Annotated in this window: 6 protein-coding genes; 5 read left to right on the top strand and 1 reads right to left on the bottom strand. The window is 35.0% G+C overall.

Translation table 11 applies throughout. From position 1 onward, the window contains the following. A complete protein-coding gene (locus MQX03_RS08815; protein ID WP_242802610.1) occupies positions 1–3,654 on the bottom strand; it encodes an MMPL family transporter in 3,654 nt (1,217 codons plus the stop codon). Positions 3,655–3,846: 192 nt separating this feature from the next. On the opposite strand from MQX03_RS08815, the gene MQX03_RS08810 reads away from it, so the two are divergent. The 5 genes from MQX03_RS08810 to topA all read left to right on the top strand — a co-directional run bounded on the left by MQX03_RS08810 (position 3,847) and on the right by topA (position 13,653). Further along, positions 3,847–4,851 carry a hypothetical protein gene (locus MQX03_RS08810; protein ID WP_242802609.1) on the top strand — a complete coding sequence of 335 codons (1,005 nt, stop codon included), beginning with the start codon at positions 3,847–3,849 and terminating at the stop codon, positions 4,849–4,851. Beyond that, entirely contained in the window at positions 4,848–5,987 is a 1,140-nt protein-coding gene (locus tag MQX03_RS08805; RefSeq protein ID WP_242802608.1) for an EpsG family protein, read from the top strand. Before MQX03_RS08810 ends, MQX03_RS08805 begins: the two co-directional genes overlap by 4 nt. A gap of 266 nt (positions 5,988–6,253) precedes the next feature. Continuing rightward, the gene (locus MQX03_RS08800; protein WP_242802607.1) at positions 6,254–9,715 is read left to right on the top strand and encodes a T9SS type A sorting domain-containing protein; all 3,462 of its coding nucleotides are present in this window, start codon (positions 6,254–6,256) and stop codon (positions 9,713–9,715) included. A gap of 163 nt (positions 9,716–9,878) precedes the next feature. Continuing rightward, on the top strand, positions 9,879–11,033 hold the full coding sequence (locus MQX03_RS08795) for a hypothetical protein (RefSeq protein WP_242802606.1): 1,155 nt from the start codon (positions 9,879–9,881) through the stop codon (positions 11,031–11,033). A gap of 49 nt (positions 11,034–11,082) precedes the next feature. Continuing rightward, positions 11,083–13,653, top strand: a complete 2,571-nt coding sequence (gene topA / locus MQX03_RS08790; RefSeq protein ID WP_242802605.1) for a type I DNA topoisomerase — start codon at positions 11,083–11,085, stop codon at positions 13,651–13,653. The last annotated feature ends 19 nt before the right edge of the window (positions 13,654–13,672 follow it).

Raw genomic sequence — 13,672 nt, 5'->3', positions numbered from 1 at the left:
TTATTCGTGTCGGAATACTCTTATTGATTCCGAAGTGAACACTAAGTTAAATGAAGGGTTTTCAAAAATAATATTTTCAGTGTTTACAAAAATAATGGTTTCCGGAAGCTGAGTGATTTCGGTTACATTAAATTTGGGATCTGAAATCAAAAGAACATCAATGTCTTTGGCGATTTCAGAAGTGTTTTTGATGTAATTTATTTTTCTTGTTTTAACGACATAATTGTTTTCTGCAATTTGTCTTTTTTCTTCATCTTTAATTAAACTGAAAACTCTTCTTCCGGCTTGCTGAAGCGTCATCAAAACATCTTTTTGACCAAAATCATCTGCGATGTGTAAGATGTTTCCATCTTTTGCAATATGTTTGTTCAGTTCAAAATAAACAAATTTATTTTTTTTGAAATCCTGTTTGACTTCTTTTACAACTTCGGTTTCTTTGTAAAGGAAGCTTAAAAATAATTTCTTTTTAAAATAATTTTCGTCTTCAATTTCATTTCTCAGTTTGGCAAATTCATTTCTGAAATAAAAATTGATGTTTTTAGCTCTTTCTTTATAAGTCGTTCCAAATGATAAGTCGTTTTTGCTGAGTCTGTCACCAACTTTTACAATAATATCGCCATCGTAAATAATGAAATCACCTTTTGGTAAAACTTCAGAATTCCCATGAATGTAAAGTGGTAAAATATCCAAACCAAATTCTTCAGCAAGATAAAAAGCTCCTTTGTGGAAACGTTTCACATCATTCGTATAAGATCTTTCAGCTTCGGGGAAAACGACTAATGAATACCCTTGGTCAATTTTCTCCTTTAATTTTTCTTTCCCATTTTCGATGCCTTGAGAAACCGGATAAAATCCTAAAGCCTTTACAAGTTTGCCAAAAACCGGAGAATCATAGACCCAATCATTGACCAGATAAACAATTTTATGTGTTGCCATCGCAATAGCCAAAGTATCTAAGAATGATGTATGATTGGCAATGATAATCGCTGGTTTGCTGAAATCTTCTTTCTGGTTTGTAATTACTTTTTTCTTTACAAAAGGTGAAAGATGTAACACTGATTTTAAGAATAAAGCAATTGATTTTTTTATGAAATTTAAAGTTTCCCCTTTTGCTTTTCTCACAAAAAAATGTCCGAAAAATGAGAAGAAAAGTCCACCCAGACCATAGTAAATAAAAGACAAAACGGAACGTGCTAATAATCTCAAAGTTATCGGTGAAAGTCCTTTTTTAGTTCTATTGATAATTAAAAACCTAAACCAAAACGGATACAAAGTTGAAGTAATGATAATCACAGAAAGCATTCCAATCAGTGCAACCAAAGCTAAAGAATGTAAAGCTGGATGTTTTGCAAAGATCAAAGAACCGATGGAAAGAATTGTCGTGAAAACTGCCAGAATAATCGAGATTCTATACGTTGGAAGTTCATTTTTTCCGGTCGTGTGTTCTTTCTGCATTGCTTTCGTGAGAAAAATACTGAAATCATCCCCAACCCCGAAAACCAATGTACAGACAACGGTACTGAAAATATTTAATTCTAATCCTAAAAAATAGAGAATTCCTGCGGTCACAACTCCCGTCAAAACAATTGGAAACATTGTAAGAAGGGTTAATTCAAAATTTCTAAAGAAAACGATAATCGTAAGAAGAATGGCTAATAATGAATAATTAATCAATGTGTTGAAATCTCTTTTTAGCAAGCCTAAAAAGTTCTCATTCATCTGCTGACGGTCGATGGCGATGGCATCGTGTTTCTTTTCAATGTCTTTGATGAAAGCGTCGCGTTTCTTCTCGTCTACCTTTACCACATTCGAAACCGTATAAAAACCATTTTCCTGACTGAGAAATTCTGAGATTTGCAGGGCTTTAATTTTTTCGTAATCTTTTAAACTTAATGGGGAGTAGCTTTTATTTAAATTTTCATTAAACTGATCGAATGCTGAAGAGTTAAAACCAAATTTATTTCCGTTATTGACCAATTCAGAAACGGTTTGGTTTTTCTTGTTCTCGTTCCAGAATTCCTGCCAGATTTCTACTTTTTTCTGCTGGTCTTCTTTAGATAAAACAACGTTTCCAAGAGAATTGTAGCTTAAAATTTTCCCTTCCTTTTTTTCTTTCTCCAAAAACTGACTCAAATCTGAATTTCTTGCCAAAGCTTCTTCCTCAGAATTTCCATAAGAAATGGTGTAAATAGATTTCGAAGTGATGTCGGACAATTTTTCAAGTTTTGCCTCACTTATTTTTAAATCTTTCGGAATGTAATTTAAGTCGCCAATATCTTCATTGAAACCAACATGTCGGAAACCAAACAAACACGCAATAATCACTAGCGAACAAACTATAATCAAAGGTTTGTTTTTCTCGTAAGGATAATGCCCGATTTTGTCTATAAAGTTTGTGTTTAGTTGATTTGATTTTTCTTTCGGATGATACAATTGCGGGACAATAATCAATGCCGAAACCGAAGAAAACAAAACCGTAATCGATGCAAAAAGTCCCAAATCTTTCAACGCTTCAGAACGTACAAAAACCAGGCATAAAAATGAAACCGCCGTGGTTGCACTACTCAGAATAATCGGCTGAGTGATTTCTTTATAAAGCTCTTCAATATTATTATTGTGCTTGTAGTGCGTGAGAATGTGAAGCGCATAATCAATCGTAATTCCAATTAAAATGGCTCCGACGCTTAATGAAATGGCTGAAATTTTATCTTTAATAAAATACAAAACCATCAACGCAAGCAATACCGAAAATAAAGTCGGTAGAAAGATAACTATAGGCGTGAAAAAACTTCTAAAATAATAAATCAATAAAATCATTAGCACAGTCATCGAAATAATAACCGTATTCTGAATGTCTTTCTTGATTTGTTGCGCATTCGCAACAGCAATTACCGGCGAGCCGAAATAGCTGATCTCTGTTTTTCCTTTGAATTCTTTGTTGAGGTTGTCTTTGATTTCATTGAGTTGATTGACGAAAGCTTCGTTGTTTTTGGTGTCGTTGCTTTTATTTTTCGGTTCGATGAAAAGCAGAAGATTTTTTCCGTCTTTGGTTACGACGTAGTTGTCTTCGAGTTTAAAATCTTTGCTGATGTTTAAAGCGTTCAGTTTTTTGATTCCTAAAAAAGTAATTCCAAGTGGATCTTTTTTAATGAATTCTTTCGTTACCAAACTCGTCGGAGAAACTAATGAAACATAATTGTTCTCAACTTGTTTTGCAATGCTGTCTTTGTTGAGCTTCCTTTCAATTTCTTTGTAATCGTTTTTGTCTAAAAATAAAGGCAGATTCTGATTGACAAAATCAAAGGTTTCTGAAATCTCATTATCATTCACCTTTCCCTGAATCGAGCCGATGTATTTCTGTAAAGGCTGGGTTTTTTCTAAAAATTGATCAGCTGTTTCGGATAACTGAAAGTTGTCGTCTTTCGATTTTTTTTCGATAATGACGATGATTTTGTCTGAAAAATTAAGTTGTTTCAAAACTTTCGCCGTCAAATCAGACTTTTCGCTTTTGGGAATGATTTGATTGATGTCTTCTTCAAAGTTGATTTTTGAAGCAAAAAATAAACACAAAACAGCAACTCCTAGCGCCGTTGCGATGGAAAGAATTCTGTTTTTGGCAATCAGATAATATAAAAAAATAAAAAAGCGATGCATGAGATTCTCAAATCAAGTTTGCAAATTTAAATTTTTATAGAGTAGTTTAAAACATTTGTGAGAGAAGTTTTCGCTGAAAATCAATAAAATATTCCATTTAAAATGAAAAAATCTTTTACTTTTGCACAAGTTTCCTTTTTTGCTACTTATTTATAAAACACGAAATTATTTTTAAATTGAGGGACATCTTGTATGTTGAAAAATTTTGTTGAAAAATTAAACGGATTTCTATTTGTAGTAATTTTCCCATTTCTGCTGTTTTTCATGTCTTATTATGGCTTTGAATCGTCGTATGTAAAGCTCAAATCTATGGAGAAAGCTCCGGATTTTATGTTTACATCGGTGTATGCCTATCGTGTGATTCCTAATTTTCTGATGGTGCACGTAACAGATTTGCTCAATTCTTTTATCAATCTTTTTCTACCATCTGCAAAACCAATGCTTCTGAAGAACGGAACTGTTTTTTATCACAGTATTTTTCTAATCAACAGTTTCTTTTTTGTGCTTTCATCTTATATTTTAAATTTAATTTTAAAGTATAAGCCCGTCAGTACTCTTTTCAATTCAAATATAAAATGGCTGGTTCATCTTTTGGCAGTTTTCTTTATTGTCATTGTTCAGTATGTGCCCACAAATTGCGATTGTATTGCAATTTTCTTTTATCTTCTAGGAGTTTTGTTTAGCTTAAAATATTACCATGAGAAGAAAACTTCCGATTTTATCTTTTTATGCCTCACTGTTTTTGTTTCAACTTTTGTGAGAGAAACCTCTTGTCTGAATATTGCTTTTTTCGCTGCGATTTTTATTGATTTCGAAAAACTTAAAGCTGGAAATTTTAAATATATAAGAGAAATTGCCTTTCTGGTTTTGTCTTTTGTTTTCCCATACATCGGACTGAAATTGATGATTCCCCAAAATACATCGTTTTTTGAAGGGGTTTATTTCGTTAAAAATTTCACCAGCCCTTTTAATCTTGCAGGATTGTTTTTTGGATTGCTTGGTTTTTACTTTACGTTCAGGCTTTGTTATGATTACGGAAAATTAATTTTAAAGAAATATCTTATTTTTTCATTACCCTATTTGGGAATGATTACTTTTGTCGGGCTTTTTTGGGAAACCAGACTATTTTTGCCGCTTATTCTTACAGGAATTATTGTGGCTTTTCATCAGTTTAAAATATCCATACCGCAACAATGAGTTTACTGCATCCGTATTATATTATCGCACTTATATTTTTGGTTATTTTCAGTTTCCAGGAGGTTTACGGGCAGAAAGTTGAAAAAAAATGGCTGTGGTTTTTAGGAGGGTATTTAATTGTTCTTGCAGGTTTACGTAATCAGGTAGGCCCGGATTATGGAAGTTATATCGGGATTTACAATTATTCGGATACAAAAGATTATGTAAGTATTATTCTAAAAGCCCTCTATCTCGATGGTCCGCAGCCGGTAGAGCTCGAGTGGTTATTTGTTTTGATTAATAAGGTTTTACTCAATGTCTTCAATGCTCCGTTTTATATGTTGACGTTGGTGATTGCGATGATTACTATCGTTCTCAAAATAGAGTATATTGATGATAACACCTTTTATCCCTTTACCTTTATTCTGTTCATGTTTATTCCTGGATTTTTTATTGGGGAAAGCGGGCAGATCAGACAATGTTTGGGGTCTTTTATTGTGTATTACGGAATAAGATACATCAAACAGGAAAGGCTTTTCATGTACTTGCTATGTATTTATCTGGGTGCGGGTATCCATAATGTTTGTTATGTGTTTTTACCGATGTATTGGGTGGCACGTATTCCTCTGAATAAATTTTGGATGTTAATTTTTATTATCGCCTCTATTTTTGCGTCTCCGTTTGAAGTGTATAGGATTTTTGGAGATTTCATCAGTGGCATCGCCAGCGATAATATGCTTGTAGAAGGTTTTAACGGATATGTTGATGAGACATCTGAGCGTTTGAATGGAGGAATTGGTATTCCCGAAGGATTGATGGCGATTCTGACGTTTTTCCTTTTCTTTTTTGATACTCCAATGAAGGAGAAGTATCCTTACTACGAGTATCATAGGAATTACGCAGTAATCGGAATTTGTTTTTACTTTATTTTCAGAAACAACCCTGTCTTTTCTTCGAGATTGGCGGGTGCATTTATCGGATTTTCTTATATCATTATACCTAATGCCATGTACGTGGTTTCTTTGGGACAGAAAAAAATAATTCATACATTCATTATTGCTTTGTTTGTGTTTAACTTTATTGTCTTTGCAAGTTTCAGAAATATTGTGAACGGTAACTTTACCATCGACCGCTACCACAACTACTTATTGCCGTAAATTTTTTTTACATTTCTTCACATTTTTTACTACAAAATTTAAGCTTTTTTAATATTAAGAAAAATTGACTCTGCGCGTGTTCGTTTATTCGCAGATTATTGTATTTTTGTCCAAAATCATTAAATGAAGTTTTCGTTAAAATCAATTTAATTTTGATTATTTGATAATATAAGTGTTATATATTTTTCTTATATTTAAAACAAAACGATTATTGTTTATTTTGATTTAAAATTTGAAAATGGTTTGATAAGTGCAATTCTTTAAGTATGAAAGGTAAAGTAAGTAAGAACCTAATAGCAATATTTTGCTTAGCTTCTTTAAATGGTTATTCTAAAAATAGTTTAGAAAAAGACAGAGATTTTGGTACATCTAAACCGTATAGCTTTATTGAAAAGGATACTTTAGATAAAATCTCAGGGAATGTAAATGACGAGTTGCTTAGTCAATCGCGTGTTGCGGTAGCTCCGGACTGGACGAAAGCTCCTAATAGTTATATTTTTGACCCCGCTCAAAACGGTGAAGGATTGTATATTCCTGTCAAAAAAGCCTATGAAATGTGGCGTAGCTACAAATATTTGGCAAGTGCAGGAGCTATAAAAGGTAAAATTAGTGCTGAAGTACTCTGGGAAGACGTTCATGGTCTTGTAAAATCGGGAACAAACTATAATTTAGAAATTGTAGACTCTGGTGAAAACGGGAAAATAAAAGTCATGATCAACAAAGCAAAAAAAGGAAATGCTGTTGTGGCTTTTAGAGTAAATGGCGAGATTTTCTGGTCTTGGCATATCTGGGTTACGGATGATCCTACCAATGGGTCTACTTACAAAAGTTTTGCTGGTGTAAAAAGAGAAAGAAAAAACGGAATAATAGAAGATATTCCCGATGCCGAATGGAAATGGATGGACAGGAATTTAGGAGCCATGACCAACAGCAATACCAGCGGTGATTGGAATCGCAGCGGAGGACTTCTTTATCAATGGGGGAGGAAAGATCCTATTCCGCCTTTGGTAATGAAAGGAGAAGATTTTTATGAGGTTTCGGGTACTATCGGAAGGGTAAGACACAGAGGTGCAAAAAATTTCACAAATGCGATAAATTTTGATGCTTTCAGAAAATTTGTATTGTTTTCTAATGCTACTTTAAGCAATAATCTTCAGCTTTCTGTTAAAAATCCTTTAAGCTTAATTTATGTCAATAAAGATGACAATTCGGGACCTGCTTATTACAACAATAATGCAAATTTGATGGTCAATTGGTTTGGTAGAGCTGCGGGCGTTAATGACAGCAGATTACCAGAACTTAATTTATGGTCAGACAATTCAAAAGGTATTTTAGCAACAGACTATAACAATGATAATAGTGCCGCGCCTTATAGAGATAAATCTCCATTTGATCCATGCCCGAATGGCTGGAGAATTCCTTCAATGCTTGTTGCTAATTTAGCATCAGATGCTTCCGTAGATGATATCAGGATAGATTATTCGCCTTTTGGGGTGAGAACCAATTTAGGTAAAAATGCTTTTGAAGCTAATAGTTATCATATTGTAAAGCCAAACGATGCCAATACGCCTTCATTTATGGCTGGATTCAAATTATATTCTAATGTCGGTTTCGATTTATCAAACGTCGGCGGAAATAACATGGGAATTTTTCCTGGTACAGGGCAATTAGCGATCAACTCTCAGGCAGGCCAGTATACCGATCAGCATCATGTTTCTTTGTGGACGGCAACAATGACGAGGCTTTTTGATACAACGCCGGCGGTAGGAGCAAGAGCACTCTTTATGCTTCCAGATAAATACCAGAATGATATCCCGGATCCTGCTAATCCCAGCGTGAAAGGCAGATATTTTTACATTCCCACATCAAGCAGTAAAACATCCGATGCCAATGGTTGCAGATGTGTGAAAGATCCATTGTATGTGGTGAATGGCTATGATTTTCCTACACAATATTTAAATGCCAATGTAGAATATACAGAAGGTTTAAACAATCCAAATACGTATCAGGTCGTAAAAAGCACTGCTTTGTCAACAGTGGAAATTCCGGTTTCTAAGGCATTTTCTGCTCAAAGTCAATTATTAAATAATCCTGCGATTCTTAATCCTGCAAGTTTTAATGATTTAAAAGCAAATGTTTTATGGACAACCAATACAGGTTTAATTAATACGGTTACCATTAGTAATCCTTCACCAAGCTCAACGTTAGGTCTTGCTAATTCTAAAATTTTAGTGACTTTAAATCCCAATCAGAGCGGAAATGCAGTAGTTACTTTGCACAATGGAAGTATTACGAATCCTGTTTACTGGTCTTGGCATGTTTGGGTTACAGATACGGCAATTGGTTCTTACAATTATACCACAGAAACACCTAATGCTGCAGCAACTAATTATGTAAATTATGTTCCGAAAGGGGATGTTTTAAAAACAGAATTTATGGATAGAAACCTTGGGGCAACTGATGCTTTCCCGATTGTAGCTAATCCTTTGACTCCTACAGCTGCTGAGTATGCAAAAATAAGAGCTTCTACAGGTTTGCAGTATCAGTGGGGAAGAAAAGATCCTATTCCATCATTTCAACATGCAGATACAAGAGCTTCTTACAATGTATTTTTAGGAAATGTAAATGCGAATGGCGGCGTTGCTTACACGACGCTTACTTTAGGTACTTACAATAGTCTTCCAGGTAATTATATTGTTCCTTACGACACCTATACAAATACTTCAAATGCGAATGTTTTAGCGACTGATAAAACTTCAGACAAAATAGCAAAAGTGCTGTCCTATTCAGTTAAAAATCCTTTGGTGTATATGATTCCGAGTGCTTTTGCTCCTTACAACAGTGCAGTTCCAAATTATACAAACGGAACCGATTGGCTTTTAAATGAACCAAATGTCGCCGCAGACCGATGGGGAAGAGGTGGCGAAAAATCTCCTTTTGATCCTTGTCCGGAAGGCTGGAGGATTCCTGATCTTACGGGTGTAGCAATCTTGGCAAACCGTGATTATGGAATTTCACCTTGGTATAAATTTGATAAAAAAGTAGCAACGGCATACAGTGTGATTAATGATTATGCAGGGGTAAGAGTGAGAAATACTACCACAACTACAATTGGCTATATGTTTAATGATGCAAGTTATTCTGTGGGGAATTATCCCAATTCAGGATCGCGTGGTTTCAGAAGTGTGACGGCTAACCAGACCGCATCGGGAACATTTACGGTAAATAATTTCCAATATCCGGGAGTATGGACGGCTGCTTTGAATTCAAATTACATCGGAAGACCAATCAATATACTTTTTGATGCTGCTTCATCCGCAAACCGTTTGATTGCCTTTCATGACAATAACGATCCGTATTTCGGAATGAATTGCCGTTGTGTAAAAGTTAAGTATGATCAAAACGGAAACGAGCAAGGTCCAATTCCTGCAATTCCGGTTACCGCTGGTGCAACGGTAAAAGCTTCTAATGTTTTCACTAAAAATGAAATTGCCGAGATTACCAAAGAAAACAAAATCACATTGTTCCCGAATCCAGTGAAAGATGTTTTGTATATCAAGGCTACGGACACTAAAGATTATCACTATCAGATTTACAACGCATCAGGTCAGATGGTAAAGTCAGGCAAGTTTGAAGACGCTAAGACCGATGTTTCTTCGCTCGTGCAGGGTGTTTATTTGGTGAGAATCAATAATTCTGAAACCGTAGTGAAGATTGTGAAAAAATAAAACTACAAAAGAATTTTCTTTAAATCTTATAGTAAAGAGAAACAAAATAGTGCTTAGCTATTTGTAAATCCCTATTTTTGATTTCACAAAATCAACGGATTTATATAATAATTTAAGAGCTGTTTTGTTTCTCTTTTTTTGTTTGAATAAAGCTGAGAAATTTATGATGATACGCGATAAAATTTTATTTTTTTTTAATATTAAGATCTTTATTTATGTTCTTATTGCCGCAACAGCCTTGTTTGCGCTTGCTTTTACCTATCTCCACAATGCAAAATCAGACGGCTATATCTTAGGAGATTGGCTCATCAATTATCAGGATGGTGGTTTCAAAAGAAGAGGACTTTCCGGAAGTTTCTTTTTTCTTTTGCAGGATATTTCAGGTTTAAAATTAAATTTATTAGTCTACTTTTTTCAGGTAATGATCATTTCAGGCTTTTTTTATTTTTATTTTAAATTGATTCAATACAAAGAAGCTACCTTTCTTTATCTCTCACTTTTACTTTCATCCATAGGCTTTGTAGGACTCTTTAACTGTGTAGATTATGTAGGTAAAAAGGAATTTATTGTATTCTTTTTGTTTGCATATTTCATTTATCATTTAAATAAAAATTCACTCACAAAATCAAAAGAATATTGGGTTTGCATCGGACTTTTCATCGCCATGTTTTTCCATGAAATCACCTTATTTTTCATTCCCTATTTTCTGATTGCATTGTATTTAAAAACCGAGAAGGTTGAATTTAATAGATGTTTAAAATACATCTTCTCAGTTTTTGTTCCGGCAGTTTTCATTGCTCTGTTAGGAAAAAATATCAATGAAGGACAATCTTTACAAATCCTTCAGGAACGTGGGGTAATTTTAACGAAAGGTATTTTCTTTTGGGATATCAATGAAAAACAATACATCATTGAACATATTAAAGAATACCGATTATACATCATCAGTTTTTTAATATCAATTTTTCACATTGGGTTTTATTTAAAATATCAAACTCATCGAAAGGCAACATCTATTTTATTAATAGGTGCATTACTCTTCTCATTACCGCTGTTTTACTTGGCGATCGATTGGGGAAGATGGATGTATATTCACATGATGTTTATGATTGTGCTTTTTGCCATGCAGTTGAAGGATAGCACGGATTCTACAAGTTCTGAAGTTTTAAAATTAAATCCAAAATTCTACATTACCTTATTCATTATTATTTTATCGTTGACCTATCGTGTGGAAATGTCGGGAAGAGGCTTTACTTTTGAAGGTTTTTTCTATAGAATCTTCATTGCACCGATAGAATTATTGCATAAAATGGTCTGATAGAAAAATGATATAATAAAAAAGCTTTACTTTTGCAAAAATTTAGAGGATGTCGAAAAATTTAGTAATCGTCGAGTCTCCGGCAAAAGCAAAAACTATTCAGAAATATTTAGGGAAGGATTTCGAAGTCAAATCGAGCTTCGGGCACATCCGTGATCTTCCGAAAAAAGGAATGGGAATTGACCTTGCCACCTTCAGTCCGGATTACGAAGTTTCCGCCGATAAAAAGAAACTGGTAACAGAATTAAAGTCTGCTGTAAAGAAAGCCGAAATGGTTTGGCTCGCTTCCGATGAGGACCGCGAGGGTGAAGCTATCGCCTGGCATTTGGCAGATGAATTAAAACTGAAACCTGAAAACAGAAAAAGAATCGTCTTTCACGAGATCACCAAAAATGCTATTCTTAAAGCAATAGAAAATCCGAGAGATATTGATCAGAACCTAGTCAACGCCCAACAGGCAAGAAGAGTTCTAGACAGAATCGTAGGTTTCGAAATGTCTCCTGTACTTTGGAAAAAAGTAAAACCGGGATTGTCTGCAGGAAGAGTGCAATCAGTTGCCGTAAGATTGGTGGTTGAAAGAGAAAAAGAAATTCGCCAGTTTACGCCAAAAGCAAGTTTCAAGCTTGACGGAGTTTTCTTAAATAAAGCAGAGCAGGAAATCGCTGCAAAACTTAAAAAAGATTTCGATAAAGAAGAAGACGCAGAGAAATTCTTAGAATTAGCAAGAACCACAGAATTCAAAGTTCTGAATGTGGAAACCAAACCGGGAACACGTTCTGCCTCTGCACCGTTTACAACGTCTACACTTCAGCAGGAAGCTTCTTCAAGATTAGGTTATAATGTAACCAACACGATGCGTCTGGCACAGAGATTATATGAAGAAGGTTTCATTACTTATATGAGAACTGACTCTGTAAATCTTTCTCAGGAAGCTATTGAAGGTGCTAAAAATCAGATTACTTCAGAATATGGGGCAGAATATTCTGCACCTAGAAAATATACGACAAAATCGGCTTCAGCGCAGGAAGCTCACGAAGCAATCCGTCCGACAGATTTTTCTGTAAAATCGATTGGTGATGTTCAGTTGAGTAAATTATATCAGTTAATTTACAGAAGAACGTTAGCTTCTCAAATGGCAAATGCTAAAATTGAGAAAACCGTCATCGAAATCGGGAATACAAAACTTCCACAACATTTTGAAGCGCAAGGTGAGGTGATCATTTTTGACGGCTTCCTGAAAGCTTACGGAATCGTAAAAACTGAAGACGAAGACGAAGAAAGCAACGAGAAATTATTGCCGAAAGTTACAGTAGGTGAAGTTTTAGACTATAAAAAAATCACTGCTACAGAAAAATTCACAAGACCTGCTGCAAGATTTACCGAAGCAATGTTGGTTAAAAAACTGGAAGAATTGGGAATTGGTCGTCCGTCAACTTACGCACCAACTATTCAGACGATTCAGAATCGTGAATATGTAGACAAAAGAGAGCTTGAACCTCAGACTCGTGAGGTGGTGAAAATCTCTTTGGCTAAAGATAAAATCAAAAAAGAAGTTCTTGAAGATAAATTCGGGGGCGACAAAAATAAATTTATTCCTACTGATATTGGTGAGGTTGTAAATGATTTCTTAACGAACAATTTCGCGGAAATCCTTGATTACGGTTTCACGGCAAGAGTGGAAGAAAGCTTTGATGAAATTGCCAACGGTGCGCAGAAGTGGAAAGAAATGATGACCGATTTCTACTCAAAATTCCATCCGAGAATTGAAGATGTAGAAGAAAATGCAGACCGTGCCAATGGAGAGCGTCTTTTAGGTGTAGATCCGAAATCAGGGAAAAATATTTATGCTAGAATCGGAAGATTCGGGCCGATGATTCAGATTGGTGAGCAGGACGATGAAGAAAAACCAATTTTCGCATCATTGATGGCCGGACAAAATATTGCAACCATCGCTTTAGAGGATGCTTTAGAATTATTTAAATTACCTTTTGAACTCAATAATTTTGAAGACCAATCAGTGACAATCGGTGTCGGAAGATTCGGGCCTTATGTGAAATGGGGTGAAACGTACATTAGTATTCCGAAAGGTGAAGATCCACTTTCTGTAGACCAGAAACGTGCAGAAGAAATCATTGCTGAAAAGAAATTAGCCGATGCACCTATTGCCAACTTCAAAGGTGAACCAATTACTAAAGGAACGGGGAGATTCGGACCTTTTATCAAATATCAGAGCATCTTTATCAACGTTCCGAAAAGATATGATTTCGACAATCTTTCTCAAAGCGACATCAACGAATTGGTGGAAGCTAAACTTGAGAAAGAAGCAAACAGATACATCCAGCAGTGGGAAAAAGAGAAAATCTCTCTTGAAAACGGAAGATGGGGACCATTCATCAAATTTGGAAAAGCAATGTTCAAAATTCCAAAGAAGAAAGATGACACCAAATACGAATCTGACGAGCTGAAAGAAGTCTCTCTCGATGAGGTTAAAAAGTGGATTACTGCACAGGATCCTAAAGCTTTCGCTGAGAAAAAGAAACCCGCAGCGAAAAAGCCAGCTGCTAAAAAAGCGACTACAGCGAAGAAAGCTCCGGCTAAGAAACCAGCTGCTAAGAAATAATTAGTTTTAAACGTAAATA

This window comes from Chryseobacterium aahli (assembly GCF_022699665.1).
Lineage (GTDB): Bacteria > Bacteroidota > Bacteroidia > Flavobacteriales > Weeksellaceae > Chryseobacterium > Chryseobacterium aahli.
The sequence above is the reverse complement of the archived record's forward strand: the minus strand, read 5'-3'. Positions and strand labels throughout refer to the sequence as shown.

Coding starts and splice junctions, on each gene's coding strand:
- MQX03_RS08815 (WP_242802610.1), bottom strand. CDS start 3,654: ATGCATCGCTTTTTTATTTTTTTATATTATCTGATTGCCAAAAACAGA.
- MQX03_RS08810 (WP_242802609.1), top strand. CDS start 3,847: ATGTTGAAAAATTTTGTTGAAAAATTAAACGGATTTCTATTTGTAGTA.
- MQX03_RS08805 (WP_242802608.1), top strand. CDS start 4,848: ATGAGTTTACTGCATCCGTATTATATTATCGCACTTATATTTTTGGTT.
- MQX03_RS08800 (WP_242802607.1), top strand. CDS start 6,254: ATGAAAGGTAAAGTAAGTAAGAACCTAATAGCAATATTTTGCTTAGCT.
- MQX03_RS08795 (WP_242802606.1), top strand. CDS start 9,879: ATGATGATACGCGATAAAATTTTATTTTTTTTTAATATTAAGATCTTT.
- topA (WP_242802605.1), top strand. CDS start 11,083: ATGTCGAAAAATTTAGTAATCGTCGAGTCTCCGGCAAAAGCAAAAACT.